The sequence below is a fragment of the Telluria sp. LT1R51-2 genome (assembly GCF_059685775.1).
In genome coordinates this window covers 852,246-869,975 of the sequence record NZ_JCASIM010000002.1, presented here as the reverse complement: position 1 = coordinate 869,975, position 17,730 = coordinate 852,246, and the positions used below count along the sequence as shown (strand labels likewise).

General features: G+C 62.8%; 12 protein-coding genes. 3 read left to right on the top strand and 9 right to left on the bottom strand.

The features are described from left to right. Positions 1-106 precede the first annotated feature (106 nt). Positions 107-628, bottom strand: a complete 522-nt coding sequence (gene ssb / locus AC56LH_RS22070) for a single-stranded DNA-binding protein (RefSeq protein WP_258836787.1) — start codon at positions 626-628, stop codon at positions 107-109. 470 nt (positions 629-1,098) lie between these two features. Between ssb and uvrA the strand changes: the two genes are divergently transcribed. Next, complete coding sequence (gene uvrA / locus AC56LH_RS22065; protein WP_499649659.1) at positions 1,099-3,960, top strand: excinuclease ABC subunit UvrA; 2,862 nt, start codon at positions 1,099-1,101, stop codon at positions 3,958-3,960. Between the two features lie 61 nt (positions 3,961-4,021). Here uvrA and AC56LH_RS22060 read toward each other — a convergent pair whose 3' ends face one another. Both AC56LH_RS22060 and AC56LH_RS22055 read right to left on the bottom strand, forming a co-directional pair. Continuing rightward, positions 4,022-5,044, bottom strand: coding sequence for a MerR family transcriptional regulator (locus tag AC56LH_RS22060; protein WP_499649657.1), 1,023 nt, complete (start codon positions 5,042-5,044; stop codon positions 4,022-4,024). A gap of 226 nt (positions 5,045-5,270) precedes the next feature. Further along, positions 5,271-7,136 (bottom strand): phosphoenolpyruvate carboxykinase (GTP), encoded by a 1,866-nt coding sequence (locus AC56LH_RS22055; protein WP_499649655.1) that lies wholly within the window; start codon positions 7,134-7,136, stop codon positions 5,271-5,273. Positions 7,137-7,505: 369 nt separating this feature from the next. Between AC56LH_RS22055 and AC56LH_RS22050 the strand changes: the two genes are divergently transcribed. Continuing rightward, the gene (locus tag AC56LH_RS22050) at positions 7,506-8,498 is read left to right on the top strand and encodes a D-2-hydroxyacid dehydrogenase family protein (protein ID WP_499649654.1); all 993 of its coding nucleotides are present in this window, start codon (positions 7,506-7,508) and stop codon (positions 8,496-8,498) included. 18 nt (positions 8,499-8,516) lie between these two features. Here the strand turns inward: AC56LH_RS22050 and AC56LH_RS22045 are convergent, their stop codons facing one another. Continuing rightward, a complete protein-coding gene (locus AC56LH_RS22045; protein WP_183555178.1) occupies positions 8,517-9,272 on the bottom strand; it encodes an L-asparaginase in 756 nt (251 codons plus the stop codon). A gap of 145 nt (positions 9,273-9,417) precedes the next feature. Here AC56LH_RS22045 and AC56LH_RS22040 point away from each other — a divergent pair, with 145 nt between their 5' ends. Then, the gene (locus AC56LH_RS22040; protein ID WP_499649652.1) at positions 9,418-9,903 is read left to right on the top strand and encodes an asparaginase domain-containing protein; all 486 of its coding nucleotides are present in this window, start codon (positions 9,418-9,420) and stop codon (positions 9,901-9,903) included. Between the two features lie 84 nt (positions 9,904-9,987). Here the strand turns inward: AC56LH_RS22040 and AC56LH_RS22035 are convergent, their stop codons facing one another. From AC56LH_RS22035 to AC56LH_RS22015, 5 genes are all read right to left on the bottom strand, one after another. Then, on the bottom strand, positions 9,988-10,884 hold the full coding sequence (locus AC56LH_RS22035; RefSeq protein WP_183555176.1) for a recombination-associated protein RdgC: 897 nt from the start codon (positions 10,882-10,884) through the stop codon (positions 9,988-9,990). A 75-nt stretch (positions 10,885-10,959) separates the two neighbouring features. Beyond that, the gene (gene dinB / locus AC56LH_RS22030) at positions 10,960-12,066 is read right to left on the bottom strand and encodes a DNA polymerase IV (protein WP_499649821.1); all 1,107 of its coding nucleotides are present in this window, start codon (positions 12,064-12,066) and stop codon (positions 10,960-10,962) included. Between the two features lie 77 nt (positions 12,067-12,143). Then, positions 12,144-13,415, bottom strand: coding sequence for an acetamidase/formamidase family protein (locus tag AC56LH_RS22025; RefSeq protein ID WP_499649650.1), 1,272 nt, complete (start codon positions 13,413-13,415; stop codon positions 12,144-12,146). Between the two features lie 128 nt (positions 13,416-13,543). Further along, a complete protein-coding gene (locus AC56LH_RS22020) occupies positions 13,544-15,217 on the bottom strand; it encodes a S8 family peptidase (RefSeq protein ID WP_499649648.1) in 1,674 nt (557 codons plus the stop codon). A gap of 488 nt (positions 15,218-15,705) precedes the next feature. Next, a complete protein-coding gene (locus tag AC56LH_RS22015) occupies positions 15,706-17,523 on the bottom strand; it encodes a S8 family peptidase (RefSeq protein ID WP_499649646.1) in 1,818 nt (605 codons plus the stop codon). Between the last annotated feature and the right edge of the window lie 207 nt (positions 17,524-17,730).

Sequence of the window (17,730 nt, the reverse complement as noted above, 5' to 3'; positions counted from 1 at the left end):
CATGTCAGCCGCGCCATGCGCCAGTTTATCGCGCACCCTGCACGGATAAAAAAACGCCGTGAGTCACAGACCCACGGCGCTTCGATCGCTTCAACAACATTCGGTCTCAGAACGGAATGTCGTCATCCATATCCGAGAAGTTCGGTGCCGGTTTCGGCTGCGGACGTGCTGCCGGTGCCGGTGGCGCCTGGCGTGGCGCTTGCTGGCGTGGCTGCTGTGGCGCCGAGTAGTCGTCGTCCATGCCGCCACCGCCCATACCGCCACCCATGCCGCCGCCGTCGCCGCCCATGCCCTGGCGACCGCCCAGCATCTGCATGTTTTCAGCGATGACATCGGTTGCGTAGCGCTCGATGCCGTCCTTGTCGGTGTACTTGCGGGTCTGCAGGCGACCTTCGACGTAGACCGACGAGCCTTTTTTCAGGTATTGCGCGACGATCTCGGCCAGGCGGCCGAAGAACGAAATACGGTGCCATTCGGTCAGCTCTTTTTGCTCGCCGGTGTTGCGGTCTTTGGATTTGTACGAGGTGGCGACCGCGATGTTCGCGATAGCGTCGCCGCTCGGCATGTAGCGCACTTCCGGATCGCGGCCGAGGTTGCCAACGATGATGACCTTGTTAACTGATGCCATTTGATTACTCCTGCTGGGTATGATCAGCCCTGACTCTGCGTGGTTCTAGGCGTTAGGGAACGTGGTAGTACAGCTCACCATTATGAGGCCGATATCGACTTTTGCCATAGCGTTTTATTGGCGCGTGTCAGCCGCAATGCTGGCGTCATGTTCCACTTTTTGTTGTCAATCCGACCTCTTCCATAGCTCGACAGGGAAATTTATTTTGCGAATCTGAATGCTTTGTCATTGAACCGTTCCGAGGGCGACCCACATACGGCGGACATGTCGTTGTCCAGGCCATCGCGCCACCCGGATGCGCTTGCCGATCCGGCAATGCGCACATTAGAACCACTGGACAAATATACAGCCGTAACAAAAACCAGCTACACTAACGGGTTCTCCCCGATTGGCCCGCTGACCCGGTCGCTTAGCGTTCGCGGCTCCGCCACGGTGGCCCACATAAACTAATAGAAAGTCTGCCCAACTTAATGGAAGAAATTCGCATTCGTGGTGCCCGCACGCACAATCTGAAGAACATCAATCTGGATCTGCCGCGCAACAAGCTGATCGTAATCACGGGTCTGTCGGGCTCCGGCAAGTCGTCGCTCGCTTTCGACACCCTGTATGCCGAAGGCCAGCGCCGCTACGTCGAGTCGCTGTCGGCCTACGCGCGCCAGTTCCTGCAGCTGATGGAAAAGCCCGATGTCGACCTGATCGAGGGCCTGTCTCCGGCGATTTCGATCGAGCAGAAGGCGACCTCGCACAATCCGCGCTCGACCGTCGGCACCGTCACCGAAATCCACGATTACCTGCGCCTGCTGTATGCGCGCGTCGGCACGCCGTATTGCCCGCAGCACCCGCACCATCCGCTGGCCGCGCAGACCGTGTCGCAGATGGTTGATTCGGTGCTGGCCATGCCGGAAGGCACCAAGCTGATGATCCTGGCGCCGGTCGTGGCCGGCCGCAAGGGCGAGCATGGCGACCTGTTCCTGTCGATGCAGGCGCAGGGCTTCGTGCGGTTCCGTATTGCCAGCGGCGTGGCCGCGGCCAAGATCTACGAGATCGACGAGCTGCCCAAGCTGAAAAAGACCGAGAAGCACACGATCGACGTCGTGATCGACCGCATCAAGGTCAATCCGGACATCAAGCAGCGCCTGGCCGAGAGTTTCGAAACCGCACTGCGCCTGGCCGATGGCCGCGCGGTAGCGTACGAAATGGACACCGAGAACATGACCGTGTTCTCGAACAAGTTCGCCTGTAATGTCTGCGGCTACTCATTGCAAGAGCTGGAACCGCGCCTGTTCTCGTTCAATAACCCAATGGGTGCCTGCCAGGAATGCGACGGCCTGGGCCACATCGAGTTCTTCGATCCGAAACGGGTCGTGGCCTTCCCGCACCTGTCGCTGGCGTCCGGCGCCGTGAAGGGCTGGGATCGCCGCAACCAGTTCTACTTCCAGATGCTGCAAAACCTGGCGTCGCACTACGACTTCGACCTCGACATACCGTTCGACAAGTTACCGGCGGCATCGCAGGATGCCGTGCTGTTCGGCTCGGGCAAGACGGCGATCCCGTTCAGCTATGTGAACGAGCGCGGCCGCACCGTGATTCGCGAACACACGTTCGAAGGCGTCGTCAACAATCTGCAGCGCCGCTATCGCGAAACCGATTCGATGGCCGTCAAGGAAGAGCTGGCGAAGTTCATCAACGAGAAGAAGTGTCCGTCGTGCGAAGGCGCGCGTCTGCGCACCGAAGCGCGCTACGTGAAAATCGGCCAGGGCGCCCAGCAGCGTGCGATCTATGAAGTGTCCGACAAGCCGCTGCGCGATACGCTCGAGTTCTTCGAAACGCTGGAACTGACCGGCGCCAAGAAGGACATCGCCGAGCGCGTGATCAAGGAAATCATTTCGCGCCTCAAGTTCCTCAACAACGTCGGCCTGGATTACCTGTCGCTCGACCGCAGCGCGGACACCTTGTCCGGCGGCGAAGCGCAGCGTATTCGCCTGGCGTCGCAGATCGGCTCGGGCCTGACGGGCGTCATGTACGTGCTCGACGAGCCGTCGATCGGCCTGCACCAGCGCGACAACGATCGCCTGATCGCAACCCTGAAACACCTGCGCGATATCGGCAACAGCGTGCTGGTGGTCGAGCACGATGAAGACGCGATCCGCACTGCCGACTACATCGTCGACATGGGGCCGGGCGCGGGCGTGCACGGTGGGCAGATCATCGCCGAAGGCACGCTCGAGCAGATCATGAAGAACGAGCATTCGGTCACGGCCCAGTACCTCGATGGCCGGCGCCGGATCGAAGTGCCGAAGAAGCGTACCAAGGCCGACCCGGCGCGCCAGCTGGTCATCACGGGTGCCAAGGGCAATAACCTGAAGGATGTGACCCTGACGCTGCCGGTGGGCCTGATGACCTGCATCTCGGGCGTCTCGGGTTCGGGCAAGTCAACCTTGATCAACGACACGCTGTACCCGGCGCTGTCGCGTCACCTGTACGGCTCGCAGACCGAGCCGGCCGAGCACACGTCGATCCACGGCCTGGAACACTTCGACAAGGTGATCTCGGTCGACCAGGCGCCGATTGGCCGCACGCCGCGCTCGAACCCGGCGACGTACACGGGCCTGTTTACGCCGATCCGCGATCTGTTCTCGACGGTGCCGACGGCCAAGGAACGCGGCTACAGCGCGGGCCGCTTCTCGTTCAACGTCAAGGGCGGACGCTGCGAAGCGTGCCAGGGCGATGGCGTGATCAAGGTCGAGATGCACTTCCTGCCGGACGTGTATGTGCCGTGCGATGTCTGCCACGGCAAGCGCTACAACCGCGAAACGCTCGAAGTGAATTACAAGGGCAAGAACATCACCGAGGTGCTGGAACTGACCGTCGAGGATGCGCACGAGTTCTTCAAGCCGGTACCGGTGATTGCGCGCAAGCTGCAGACGCTGCTGGACGTGGGTCTTGGCTACATCAAGCTGGGACAAAGTGCGACGACCTTGTCGGGCGGCGAAGCGCAGCGCGTGAAACTGTCGCTCGAGCTGTCCAAGCGCGACACGGGCCGCACGCTGTATATCCTGGATGAGCCGACGACCGGCCTGCACTTTGCCGACATCGACCTGCTGCTCAAGGTGATCCATCGCCTGCGCGACCAGGGCAATACGCTGGCGATCATCGAGCACAATCTGGACGTCATCAAGACGGCGGACTGGGTGGTCGACCTGGGGCCGGAAGGCGGCGCCGGCGGCGGCGTCATCGTGGCGACGGGCACGCCGGAAGACGTGGCCAAGAACAAGGGCAGCGCCACCGGCAAGTATCTGAAGCCATTGTTGAAGGCGCCTGCGAAAGCGTAATACGCTGCTTCAGGCAGCACGATCAGACAGGGGCAACGCCAGCGGCGCTGCCCCTGTTTTTTTATGCGCGCAAGGCCTGCATTGCCGCGCTAATGAACGCGCCCATGCGCTCGTCGACCATCCCGGATTGCCGCAATGCCGGCTCGTTCTGCAGGGCTTGCCGGATCTTTTGCTGGGTCGCGGGCTGGTCGCCTGCAAACGAGCGGAACAGATCGAACCACGCCAGCGCCAGCGCGCGTGCCTGCGGCGAGTCGGGCGCATGGCCTTCGTCCATCGCCGTGCGGACCTGCGCCACCAGCGGCGGCCACTCGGCATCGCGCTTGCCGAAGTTGGCGCGCATGAAAGCAAATTCATCGTCGTCGAGATAATTCCGGTAGATCGACAACTGGTGCGCCTTCGATGCCGCCAGGATGAACGTCATCATCTGCGGCGAAATGCCGGTGCGCTCCTGCACGCTGGGTTCGTGTTCGTGCATCGCGTTCAGCTTGGCGAACAGGATCGGATTGTTCCCCGTATCGCGCCTGACCATGGCCATCCACTGCGTCGCCAGAACCTGCGCCTGCGGATCGCCAGGATCGGTGCCGGCATCCATCAGCGCCTGCACCTGCGCCACCAGTGCCTGCCACTCGGGCTCGACATCATCGGCCTGGGTATAGATCGGTAATTGCGTGAGTTCTTCCTGCGAAAAATATTTGTCGTACATGGTCATGTGCTCCAGTGTTGTCAGCCAATCGGCCAGATCCGGTTCTTGTCCATCGGCCAGTTGCCCCTGCAGTTGTGACAGGCGGCTGCGCAAGGCTTTGGCCTGCTGGATCTGCTCGGTCAGCAGGCCGATCTGGCGCGCGACGACCGTGGCCAGCGACAAGTCGGCTCTGGTGAGGGTGGTTCCGATGTCGGCCAGCGCCAGCCCGAACCTGCGCAATGCCAGAATGCGGTGCAGGCGGGCGATGTCGGCTTCGTTGTACAGCCGGTAGCCGGCATCGGAGCGCGCAGAAGGCGATAACAGCCCGATCGCGTCGTAGTGGTGCAAGGCACGGACCGTCAAGCCAGTGCGTTTTGCCAGTTCCCCAATTTTCAGCAGCATCGTCGTCATCCTTTCTTCATGCGCCAAGACAGGATGGAGCCTGACGCCACGTGAGGGTCAAGCCTACAATGAATTGCGGCAACGCCATCAGCAAATAGCTGAGGCCAACGATCACAGCACCACAAATGAATCAGGGGCAGCGCCACCGGCGCTGCCCCTGTTCTTTTTTTATATTTTCACCGTCGCGAAGACGGCGCCTCCCCCACCAGGCAGTTCGAGCTTACGCTCAAGCAGCCAGTTGTTTCTCCAGCCGGTCACGCGTGGCCACCAGCTCTTGCGGCAGGTGGTAGGCCAGCTTCTCGAACAGCTCGGTATGCAGTTTCAGTTCTTCGCGCCAGGCATCCTTGTCGATCGACGTGATCTGCGCAAATTGCTCTTCGCTGAAGTCCACGCCTTCCCAGTTCAGGTCGGTGTAATTCGGCGTGGTGCCGAACAGGTGCTCGGTGCCGCCGGTGGCGCCGGCGGTGCGGTCCAGGATCCATTTCAGCACGCGCATATTATCACCGTAACCTGGCCACACGAAGTTACCCTGCGCATCGGTGCGGAACCAGTTGACGCAGAAGATCTTCGGCAAGGCCGCCGGATCAATGGCTTCGACTTTCTTGCCCAGATCGAGCCAGTGCTGGAAGTAGTCGCTCATGTTGTAGCCGATGAATGGCAGCATCGCGAATGGATCGCGGCGCACGACGCCCATCTGGCCGGCAGCGGCGGCGGTGGTTTCGGAACCCATTGCGGCGGCCATGTAGACGCCTTCCACCCAGTCGCGCGCTTCGGTCACCAGCGGCACGGTCGTCGAACGACGGCCACCGAAGATGAACGACGAGATCGGCACGCCAGCCGGATCGTCCCAGGCTGCATCGATCACCGGATTCTGCGTTGCGGCGACCGTGAAGCGCGCGTTCGGATGCGCCGCCTTGGTGCCCGATGCCGGCGTCCAGTCCTTGCCCTGCCAGTCGATCAGGTGGGCCGGTGCTTCCTTGGTCATGCCTTCCCACCAGACGTCGCCATCGTCGGTCAGCGCGACGTTGGTGAAGATGACGTTTTCACGCAGCGAAGCCATGCAGTTCGGATTGGTCTTGTCGTTGGTGCCCGGGGCCACGCCGAAGTAGCCGGCTTCCGGGTTGATCGCGACCAGCTTGCCATCGGCGCCCGGCTTGATCCAGGCGATGTCGTCGCCGATGGTCGTGACTTTCCAGCCGTCGAATGCCTGTGGCGGGATCAGCATCGCGAAGTTGGTCTTGCCGCAGGCCGACGGGAACGCGGCGGCGATGTATTTCTTGTCGCCTTGTGGCGATTCGACGCCCAGGATCAGCATGTGTTCGGCCAGCCAGCCGGTGCCGCCCTGCTGCGCTTCCTGGTACCCCATGTTCGACGCGATGCGCAGTGCGAAGCACTTCTTGCCCAGCAGCGCATTGCCGCCGTAGCCCGAGCCGAACGACCAGATTTCGCGGGTGTCTGGGTAGTGGACGATGTACTTGGTGGCATTGCATGGCCATGCGACATCGGCCTGGCCATCGACCAGCGGCATGCCGACCGAGTGCACGCACGGGACGAAGTCGCCGTCCTGGCCCAGCACGTCGTACACGGCGCGGCCCATGCGCGTCATGATGCGCATATTGACGGCGACGTATGGCGAGTCGGACAGTTCGACGCCGATGTGGGCGATTGGCGAACCGAGCGGGCCCATCGAGAACGGCACGACGTACAGCGTGCGGCCGGTCATGCAACCGTCGAACAGGCCGTGCAGCGTCTGGCGCATTTCGGCCGGTTCCATCCAGTTGTTGGTCGGGCCGGCTTCTTCTTTCGTGGCCGAGCAGATGTAGGTGCGGTCTTCGACGCGCGCCACGTCCGACGGATCGGACCAGGCCAGGTAGGAATTCGGACGCTTGGCCGGGTTCAGCTTTTTCATCGTGCCGGCGGCAACCATCTCGGCGCACAGGCGGTCGTATTCGTCTTCCGAACCGTCGCACCAGTAAATGCTGTCAGGCTTGGTCAGCGCAGCAATCTCAGCCACCCAATTGATGAGTTTTTGATGTTTGATGTAAGCTGGGACGTTCAGTGCGGCGACGCCGCCCATCACGGGTTGGTTCATGGGGATACCTCCAAATGCCAATTAAGAATTCGGGTGGACCGTTACCTTGCATCGTCTTCGGCCGGGGCGCCCTGCGGTCGATCACGACGTTGGGCAAGCACTCTGCGGCAGAAGCAGGAATTAACACTTGACGATACAGCGGGCAGGTCGGCAGCTTCGAGTGAAGCTGTGCGGTGCGTCTCGTGAGCACCGTTGGATACGTGTCATTCGCTTAAGTTCTGCGCCGATTGTACACCCGCAAAACGACGTTTCGACGGCTTTCACTACAAAAAAGTAGGAAAAATACCCGACTAATGTAGTAGGCTATTTGGGCATTTGCCCTATCGTGTTATTTGTTTACAGGCAGATCATACAATTGTGACAACACCATTGAAAATCGCGATTCTTGATGATTATCAAGATGCTGCACGCCGTCTCGCGTGCTTTCCCCTGCTCGATGGCCACGAGGTCAAGGTGTTCCAGAGCTCGACCCGTGGCCTGGGCCAGCTTGCCATCCGGCTGGCGCCGTTCGATGCATTAGTCCTGATCCGCGAACGCACCGCCTTCCCTGCGGCCCTGCTCGCCAAGCTGCCCAACCTGAAACTGATTTCGCAAACCGGCAAGGTCAGCGGCCACATCGACGTGGCGGCCGCGACTGCGCGCGGCATCGCGATTGCCGAAGGTGTCGGCTCACCGGTTGCGCCAGCAGAATTGACGTGGGCGCTGATCATGGCGGCCAGCCGCAAGATCGTGCCGTATGCCACCAATCTGAAAGAAGGACTGTGGCAGACGGCCTCGACCAATCCGGTGCTCAATGGCGTGGGCCGCGTGCTGCACGGCCGCACGCTCGGGCTCTGGAGCTACGGCAAGATCGGCAAGCTGGTGGCCGGCTATGCGCGGGCGTTCGGGATGCGCGTGGTGGTGTGGGGCAGCGACACCAGCCGGCAGGCGGCAGTCGCCGATGGCTTTGAGGCGGCGCCATCGCGCGAGGCGCTGTTCGAAATGGCCGATGTGCTGAGCCTGCACTTGCGCCTGGCCGAATCGACCCGTGGCATCGTCACGGCAAGCGATCTGGCACGGATGAAGCCGGACGCACTGTTCGTCAACACCAGCCGCGCCGAGCTGGTGGCCGATGGCGCATTGGAAAGCGCCTTGAAGAAAGGTCACCCGGGCATGGCGGCGCTGGACGTGTTTACCAGCGAGCCACTGGGACCGGATTCACCGTTGCTGCGCATCCCGACCGTGCTGGCGACGCCCCACATCGGCTACGTCGAACAGGACAGTTACGAGCTGTATTTCAGGGCGGCGTTCGAGAATATCGTGCAGTTCGCGCAGGGTACGCCGACCAATATTCTCAATCCGGAAGCGCTGGACAAACGCTGATTACAAGACACCGCAGGCTCAGCGCAGTTCCGGCTCGCCTTTGATGTTGATCTTCGGCGCCGGCAGCACATGCGTGCCGGTCCAGAGCCCGGCCCAGCCTGGCGGCCAGCCGATATCCGGCCCGGCATAGGGTTTGAGGCCCGCGCGCACCGGGACGATCGGCACCGGTGGCGCTTCGATCAGGCCGCCACCCGGCGGCCGCTCCATGTTCAGGCTATACATGTAGCCGGGCAGCAGCAGGTCGCATGCCTGTGCGAACCACGCTGTGTGATCCTCGTCACGGCCCAGCGCCTCGGCCAGCCCTTGCGGATCGAATTTGGCCAGTGCATGAATCAGCTCATCGGTGCTCGCGCCCGGCACATCGTTCCAGCCCATCACCGGGTTGTTGTTGTACTCGGCGCCCGAGCCATACCAGCCTTCGCGCCAGGTGCGCTGCATCCAGTTGCGCGGCCCTGTGAACAGGTGCCAGCGCCAGTGCAGGCCGGACGGCTTGGGCCACGAGTACAGATACAGTTTCTGGTAACCGGCCTCGTGCAGCGCGCGCACGACGGCCATCAGGCGCGCGTGCGGCATGCGGTCGGGCGGGGCGCGCCGGAACAGGATCGGCTCGCCGTCGGCGTGCTGCACCTCGTCGTTCGACAGGTTCAGGTCTTGCGCGCGCGACTCGTTGCCAAAGCGCGCCGACACCCACCCGGTGAGCAGGTTGACATGCGTGATCACGCCATAGCCGCGATGGCGCTGGAAGATCACGGTTCCGGGGGCAACTGCTTTCATGGCAAATATGGAAATAGACAGGAGAAAAGGAAAACGATGGGGAAAATACTCATCCGATCCGGACGATTCTAGCGCAGTCGCCTGGAGATCGCTGATGGTTTGGCGATATCATGAGGACCTTTTTTCAGCGAGTGGATAAACCAACATGACTTTGCGACTCATCGCCACCGGCGGCACTTTCGACAAGCATTACAACGAACTCAATGGCGTGCTGGGCTTCGCCGAAAGCCATTTACCCGAGGTCATCAAGCGCAGCCGCATGACGGTGCCGGTAGCGCTGGACGTGCTGCCGCTGCTTGATTCGCTCGAGATGGCCGATGCCGACCGCGAGCGAGTGCTGACGACGTGCCAAGCCGCATCCGAGAAGGCCATCGTGATCGTGCATGGCACCGACACGATGCGCGAGACGGCCGCTGTGCTGGGCGCGGCGGGCCTGGACCAGACCATCGTGCTGACCGGCGCCATGATCCCTTACTCGATCGCCAATTCCGACGCGCTGTTCAACCTGGGCTTCGCCTGCGGCGTCGCACAAGTGCTGCCGGCCGGCGTCTACGTGGCGATGAACGGTCAGGTGTTCCCTTGGGATAACGTGACCAAGAACCGCAGCGCCGGCGTGTTCCAGGAATTATAAAGAAAAACGAAAAACGGCCGGACGCCATGTCCAGCCGTTCGATCCGGCCGACGCCCGCTCGGGGGCCGTGTATCTGACGCCTGCTTACGCCTTGGCTTCGCCGCCCAGCGCTTCGACAATATCGGCCAGCATCTTCGACAGCTCCCCCGTCATCAGGACGATATCGTTGTCGAAACGTTCGTCGTCGTTGTGGGTCGCGCTTTCGCCTTCCTTGATCACGTCAAGCGGCTTGATGCCCTTGATCGCCAGGGACTCGGTCAGCACGAAGCTGACGCGGTCGTTCCAGGTCATGGCCAGGCGTGTGCACTGCTTGCCGGCGGCGATGTGGCGGCGGATGTCGTCCGGTTCCAGCGTGTGCTTCACGTAGCGTACTGCAGCGCGGCTCTCGCCCGTAGCGCGCAGTTCGGTGTCCTGGTCGATCGTGAAGCCGTACGGCGCTTCATCGGCTTCGAGCCAGCCGGTCATCACGGCAACCGGCGAGCGTTGCACACGGAGCGACTCAAGCGGCATCTTGTCGACGGCCTTGAGCAGCAGCTTGACGACATCGTCGGCCTTGGCCGGGCTGGCCGCATCGACCACGAGCCAGCCATTGACCGGGTCGATCCAGGTCCAGACGTTGCTGCGCAGCGTGAAGGCGCGCGGCAGCAGTTCGTCGGCCACGCGCTCCTTCAGTTCCTTCATGGCTTTTTTGCCAGGCGGGAAGCCCTGCGCTTCTTCCATCTCGGCCGCCTTGGCCTTGGCCACCTGGTTGATGACCGATGCTGGCAGCAATTTCTTTTCGGTGCCCAGCATGATCAGCATCTGCTTGTTCACGACATGGACCAGGCCGCCATTCGGGCGCGGTGCGTCCCAGCCCTGGCGCAACAATTCGTTGCTGTTAGCAGGCACGAAGCTGCCCGGCTCGAGAGCCTTTTCCAGCTGTTCAGGGGTGTAGGCCCAAGGGGCCGGCAGGCGGTAGATCTGGAGATTCTTGAACCACATAGGCTTAATCCGATTGTTTCACTAATACAAGGGAACGACATTCTACGCTGCACAGCAGCCGCAGCGTCAAAAATGTCAGGGGGTTGTCGCGTCATCCAGAGAATCGTCGAACAGCCGTAACTGCTCCACAATCTCGGTGTCGCCCAGGCGCACGCCGACGCCCAATAATCGCACCGGCCGGCTGGCGCGCGCCCAGCCGGTCTCCAGTAAACGCGCATACGTCGGGATCATTGGCGCATATCCCACACATTCGACGGTTGTCTGCTGGAAGTCCGAAAACTTGATCTTCACGAACAGCTTGTTGATGAATTTTTCAGCATTTGCCCGCTTGATGCGGCCCAGCAAATGCTCGTGCAAGTCGGGCAGCAGCTTCAGGCAGGCGGCCAGGTCGGGCACGTCCGGCGTGTAGGTTTCTTCAGTGCTGATCGACTTGCGCTCGCGCGAGGTATTCACTTCGCGATGGTCGATCCCGCGGCTCAGGTCATACAGCCGCACGCCGAAGCTGCCCATGTGCTCCTGCAGCTTGTCCAGACTCCAGCCGCGCAGGTCGGCGCAGGTCTGGGCGCCGAGCCGGTTGAGTTTCTCGGCCGTGACCTTGCCCACGCCGTGCAGCTTCTTGACCGGCAGCGCCGCAACAAACGCGTCGACTTCTTCGGGCCGCACCAGGAACAGGCCGTCGGGCTTGTTCCAGTCGCTGGCAATCTTGGCGACGAACTTGTTCGGGCCCACGCCGGCCGAAGCCGTGATGCCCACCGTCTCGACGATACGGCGCCGGATCTCCTGTGCGATCAGCGTCGCGCTGCCCTTGCAGTGCGGCGAATCAGTCACGTCCAGGTAGGCCTCGTCGAGCGACAGCGGCTCGACGATCTCCGTGTAATCCTGGTAGATGGCCATGATCTGGCTGGACGCGATGCGGTATTTCTCCATCGCAGGCGGAATCACCACCAGTTCCGGGCACAGCTTCATCGCCTGGGCCGTGGCCATCGCCGAATGGATGCCGAACCGGCGCGCCTCGTAATTGCAGGTGGCAACCACGCCACGCTGGTCGGCACGCCCGCCGACTGCCAGCGGCCGGCCGCGCAGCGACGGATCGTCGCGCATCTCGACCGATGCATAAAAGCAGTCGCAATCGCAGTGGATGATTTTTCGGGCTGGGGCGTTCACGCTGGCGGGCCGCCCCATGCGATCACACACTGCCGGGGTCGATGACTGTAATTGCATACAGTATCTTCTAAAAATCTCCCCCGTGCAAATCTTGCTTATTTCTTGGCAGCCTTCTCGGTGAACCCGTTCTTTACCTTGCTGAAGTCGGCCTTGCGGATCATCCCGTGCACGCCCTTGGTGCCGTCGACGACCTGGCTGACCTGGAAGTCACTGGCCGCGCTCAGGTAGGCAAATGCGGTGGGACGGTCCATCCCCAGCATCTCGGTCAGAAAGCGGATCGATTCACGTGTGGCGTCCTTCATCGCTTCGTCCAGATCGGGGTTCAGGCCGATCGTCACCCAGTGATCGGCGGTCTCGCCCAGCGGCCTGGCCAGGCTGCCCGAGCGCGATGGAATACCGGGGTCGCCCTTTTTCAGCACCGTGATGCGGAAGGTCGGGCGCATCGAATGCTCGAGTGCGGTCAACGCCACCTCGCCGTCACCCTGCGCCATGTGCGGGTCGCCCGTGTAGAAGTTACCGCCCTTGACCAGCACAGGCAGGTAGACGGTCGAGCCGACGCCCAGGTCGTTGATGTCCATATTGCCGCCGTACAGGCCGGGCGGCACCGAGTGCACCGGCTTGGTCGTGTCCGCCGCCACGCCCATCACGCCCATGAACGGCGCGGTCGGGAACGTCACTTCGGTGCCGTTGGCGGTCTTCATCACGGCTTCCCACTTGCCGGCCTTGGTGCGCCGGATCGGGGTGAACACCGATACATTGTTGTACGCGCCCGGGTTGGCGGCCGAGGCATCTGCTGTCGGCTTCGGCGTTTCCGGGAACTCGCCCGGCAACGCTCCCTTGCCGTGGCGATTCGAAATCACGCCATACGGCACGCGCGGCACGGCCGACAGCAGCTCGACCTTCAGCACGTCCCCCGGCTCGGCGCCGTCGATCGCCACCGGTCCCGTCACGATATGCGGCCCGTCCTTGGCAAAATCATGGGCCATCGACGAGCCCGTGATGGCGATGCCATCCTTGAGGACCATATTGGCCGGAATGCCCTGGCTGCCAAAATACGCCAGCGGATTGCGGCCCTGGTCCTCGACCAGGCCTTCATGCGACAGCGTATCGAAGACAATCGTCGCGCCGGACGGGATCGACAGCACCGGTTTGGTGGCCGCGTTCGGCAAGTAGCCCCAGGTGACCGTCTCCACCGTCGAGGGCACGTAATACACCTCGTGTTTGGTGCCGGGAACAACGACCCGCCCTGGCTTGTCGGCCAGCGGTTGCAGCGGGAGCTTGTCGGCGGTCTGGGCGAACACCGCCGTTGCGGGTGCAAACATGGCCAGGGCAAGGGCGGTCGCGAGCGTAATGGTGCGCAATTTCATGATGGACTCCGGTCGATGACTGCATGGCAGGGAACCCTGTATGCATGCAATCAACGTGCCATGTGAAATAACGCAGATCACGCTGCCAACCTGGCCGCGCACGCACCGGCAAGGTGCGAACCCGCAGCTTACCGTGTCACCGATAGCGCATACCGACCGTTGCTCGTGCCGGTGCCGCCGCTGACATAGCGTACCTGCAGATAGACGACTGCCGTGCCGGTGCCGATATAGGTCAGCCCAATGGCGTCGGCCACGCCCGCCAGGTTCACGCTACCACCCAGTTGCCTGCCTGCGCTGTCGTACACGTACAGATCGTAGTTGGCCGTAGCCAGCACCGCGCTCAGACTGGCTTTCAATGTCTTGCCGGCTGGCAGATCGACCCGGAAGTAATCGGTATCCGTCGTCGTACCGATATTACCGGTGATGCTGCCGTTGATCGGATTGGCCGTGGCGATCGTGTTGTTCCCTTCGCTTTCGGTAACCACGACGGGCGCAGCAATGCTCCTGGCCCCTGCCACCGCGGCGGCTGCATCAACGATGCCAGCGCCGCACCCGGCACAACTGGCCGGGAACGCGCGTGCCGTCGACTTCAGCCTTGTTGCGATCTCGTCCGGCGTCAGGTTGGTGTTGGTCGCCAACATCAGTGCGGCCACGCCGGCCACGTGCGGCGCGGCCATCGACGTGCCCTGGTAGACCGCGTAGGTATCCGCCAGCGGTCCGCTCCGGCCGCTGTTGAGTGTGGAAAGTATGCCCGACGCACCGTCGCCGCCCGGCGCGGCCAGCGCGACCTGGGCGCCGAAGTTGGAATAGCGTGCCCGCCCGCCAGTACGGCCTGTGGCGGCAACCGCAATCACGCCGGCGCAATTGGCCGGGCTGGCGTTGCTGACGTCCATGGCCGAATTGCCCGCCGCAGCCACCACGACCGCGCCGCGCGAGCGGGCCCCGTTGATCGCATTCTGCATCGTCGCAGTACAGGCGCCGCCCCCGCCCAGCGACAGGTTCAGCACGCGCGCCTTGTTGGGATTGGCCGGCACGCCCGCAACCGTACCGCCGGACGCCCAGGTGATGGCATCGGCAATGTCGGATGTGTAGCCGCCGCACTTGCCCAGCACGCGCACCGGCAGAATTTTGGCGTTGTAGGCCACGCCCGCCACGCCGACGCCGTTGTTGGTACGCGCTGCTACCGTGCCGGCTACGTGCGTGCCGTGCCAGCTGGATGGCTGGTCATAGAGCGGCTGGCCACCACCGCAGGCGCCGGCCGTGACGCCGTCGCCCGGGTCGCTCGCGTCGCTGTCGCGCCCATTGCCGTCATTGCCGATCGCGGCCGTACTGATGAAGTCGTAGCCAGGCAGGATCTGCCCACTCAGATCGGCGTGTGGACGGTAACCGGTGTCGATCACGGCCACCACCACGCCGGCGCCGGTGGAAATATCCCAGGCTGCCGGCAGACGCAGCCCGCCAACGGTATCGTAGTAGTGCCACTGGTCGGTGTAGCGCGGGTCGGTCGGCGTGGCCGCATACGTCAGGATACGGTCCGGCTCGGCATACTCGATGGCGGCATCGCGCATCATCATTTCGGTTGCCAATGAACGCACCTCGGCCAGCTTGTGCCGGCGATCGAGCCTGAACACTTTCGCGCCGTTCGACAGCGCGTGGCTTTCCCGCACCATCACGCCAAACTGCTGGCCGGCGCGATCGAGCCTGGCCTTGCGTTGGGTGCTGGTATCGGCCATGCTCGCCGCCAGCCCATTGCCGGCGGGCTGGGCATCACGGTACTTCACGATGACGCGGTCGGTTTCCACGATGGACTGCAGGTCCTGGGCACCCGCGCCGGTGCCAGCCGCGAACGCCGGAAGAGATGCCAGCGCCAACCAGAGAGTTGCGCACCGCGTGTATCCCGCAGTTTGTGTCGAATGTCTTTGCTTCATGATTTGTCCCCGTTCAAGTTCTGCATCAGGTATGTCGATGCATCCGAGTCATGGCTGACCAGCGGCATCGGTGCCGCACCCTAGCGGCTCAGCCAGAGTAGCCTGAAGGAAATATCATGTCGCGTGGAAATTCACACCCGGTCGGCATCGTTACAACACTTACACAAGTCGTTTCCTCAATAACATTTTTTCTTTGGCGCAACTTTGTAAATACAAAATATGTGACGCCCTTTTTCAGTTAATTAACAATCATGAACAGATAATCCTGACCGCAAAAAAAAACACGCGCGAACGATTCGCGCGTGTTCCGGAGTCAAGAACTGCCCTGCCCCATGGCATGCCAGGACGCAGGGGTCACGGTCTTACCAGTTCAGTTTCAGCGTATAACGGCCATTGGTTGCGCCGGTGCCACCTCCGTAATACGTCACACGGACATACCGGACCGCTGTGCTGGTGGTGGTGTTGGCCGAGCTGACGCTGTCGGTCGCGCCGGCACCGTTCTGGCTGGTGCCCAGCTGAGCGCCGGTGCTGCTGTACACGTACAGATCGTAGTCGGCCGTCGTCGACGTTGGGGTCAGGCTGGCTGCCAACGTCTTGCCCGCCGGCAGATCGACACGGAAGTAATCGGTGTCGGTCGTGCTGCCCAGGTTGCCGGTGACAGTCGTGTTGCTGGCAGTGACCGGGTCTGCCGTCGCCGTTGTGTTGTTCGACTCGCTCTCTGCCAGCGTGGTGACGGGTGTGCCGCCACCGCCACCCGTGGCCGACGCCACGGCAGCGGCCGCATCGACGATGCCGGTGCCGCAACCCGAGCAGCTGGCAGGGAACGCGCGCGCCGTCGACTTCAGTTTCGACTCGATCTCGTCCGGCGTCAGGTTGGTGTTGACCGCCAGCATCAGCGCTGCCACGCCGGCCACGTGCGGCGTGGCCATCGACGTGCCCTGATAGGCCGCGTAGCTGTCCGCAGCCGGTGCGCCGGTGCCACTGTTGAGCGTCGAGAGCACGCCCGAGGCGCCATCGCCGCCAGGCGCTGCCACATCCACCAGGGTGCCGAAGTTCGAGTACGACGCCCGTCCGCCGGTGCGGCCGGTAGCCGCCACTGCGATCACGCCCGAGCAGTTGGCGGGGCTGGCGTTGCTGACGTTGACGGCGTCATTGCCGGCAGCGACCACCACCACCGCGCCGCGCGAGCGGGCGCCGTTGATGGCGTTCTGCGTGGTTGCATCGCAGGCGCCGCCACCGCCCAGCGACAGGTTCAGCACGCGCGCCTTGTTGGCGTTGGCCGGCACGCCCGAGACCGTGCCGCCGGACGACCAGGTGATCGCGTCGGCGATGTCGGACGTGTAGCCGCCGCACTTGCCCAGCACGCGTACCGGCAGGACCTTGGCGTTGTAGGCCACGCCTGCGACGCCGGCGCCGTTGTTGGTGCGCGCTGCCACCGTGCCGGCTACGTGCGTGCCGTGCCAGCTCGATGGCTGGTCACGGGTCGGCTGGCCATTGCCGCAGGAACCGGCGGTGACCGCGTCGCCCGGGTCGCTCGCATCGCTGTCGCGGCCATCGCCGTCGTTGCCGATGGCGGCGGTGCTGATGAAGTCATAGCCGGCCAGTTGCTGGCCGCTCAGGTCGGCATGGGGCCGCGAGCCGGTGTCGATCACGGCCACGATCACGCCGGCGCCGGTCGAGACATCCCAGGCGGCCGGCAGGCGCAGACCACCCGCGGTTTCGTAGTAGTGCCACTGGTCGGTATAGCGCGGGTCGGTCGGCGTGGCCATGTGCGTCATGATGCGGTCCGGCTCGGCATATTCGATCGACGGATCGCGCGCCATCATCTCGGCGGCCAGGGACTTCACTTCGGCAAGATTGCGCTTTCGGTCGAGCTTGAACACTTTCGCGCCGGTGGAAATCGGGTGACTTTCCTTGACCACCATGCCGAACTGCTGGCCGGCGCGGTCGAGCTTGGCCTTGCGTTCGCTGCTGGTGCTGGCCACACGCGCAGCGAGGCCGTTCACGGCCGGTTGCGCGTCGCGGTACTTCACGATGATACGGTCGGTTTCCACGATGAACTGCGGTCCCGGGGACGCCGCATCGCCTGCGGCCGCCACGGCCGCGCCCGCGGCCAGCGCCAGGGATACCGCAGCGCACATCTTCAATACGACAGGACGAATCGAATGCGTTTGCTTCATTTTTCTTCCTTGTTCAAGGTTTTCCGTCGGGCGAAAGGGCTCGCCCGTATCGTTGTAAGTCCGGACATTGCCGGCGCCGCATCGAGGCGGCTCAGCCAGCGTAGCGCGAAAGAAAGATTTACCGGAACGCAAACCTGCGGGAGTGAAGCGTGCATACAACGGTTACATGCCTGAATTTTGCAAAACCATGTTTTGTTCGGCGAAGCA

Bases quoted from the DNA above. Each gene is read 5' to 3' on its own strand.
- AC56LH_RS22045 (WP_183555178.1), bottom strand. From the start codon at position 9,272: ATGAAAGCAGTTGCCCCCGGAACCGTGATCTTCCAGCGCCATCGCGGC.
- AC56LH_RS22035 (WP_183555176.1), bottom strand. From the start codon at position 10,884: ATGTGGTTCAAGAATCTCCAGATCTACCGCCTGCCGGCCCCTTGGGCC.
- dinB (WP_499649821.1), bottom strand. From the start codon at position 12,066: ATGGGGCGGCCCGCCAGCGTGAACGCCCCAGCCCGAAAAATCATCCAC.
- AC56LH_RS22040 (WP_499649652.1), top strand. From the start codon at position 9,418: ATGACTTTGCGACTCATCGCCACCGGCGGCACTTTCGACAAGCATTAC.
- uvrA (WP_499649659.1), top strand. From the start codon at position 1,099: ATGGAAGAAATTCGCATTCGTGGTGCCCGCACGCACAATCTGAAGAAC.
- ssb (WP_258836787.1), bottom strand. From the start codon at position 628: ATGGCATCAGTTAACAAGGTCATCATCGTTGGCAACCTCGGCCGCGAT.
- AC56LH_RS22025 (WP_499649650.1), bottom strand. From the start codon at position 13,415: ATGAAATTGCGCACCATTACGCTCGCGACCGCCCTTGCCCTGGCCATG.
- AC56LH_RS22015 (WP_499649646.1), bottom strand. From the start codon at position 17,523: ATGAAGCAAACGCATTCGATTCGTCCTGTCGTATTGAAGATGTGCGCT.
- AC56LH_RS22055 (WP_499649655.1), bottom strand. From the start codon at position 7,136: ATGAACCAACCCGTGATGGGCGGCGTCGCCGCACTGAACGTCCCAGCT.
- AC56LH_RS22060 (WP_499649657.1), bottom strand. From the start codon at position 5,044: ATGCTGCTGAAAATTGGGGAACTGGCAAAACGCACTGGCTTGACGGTC.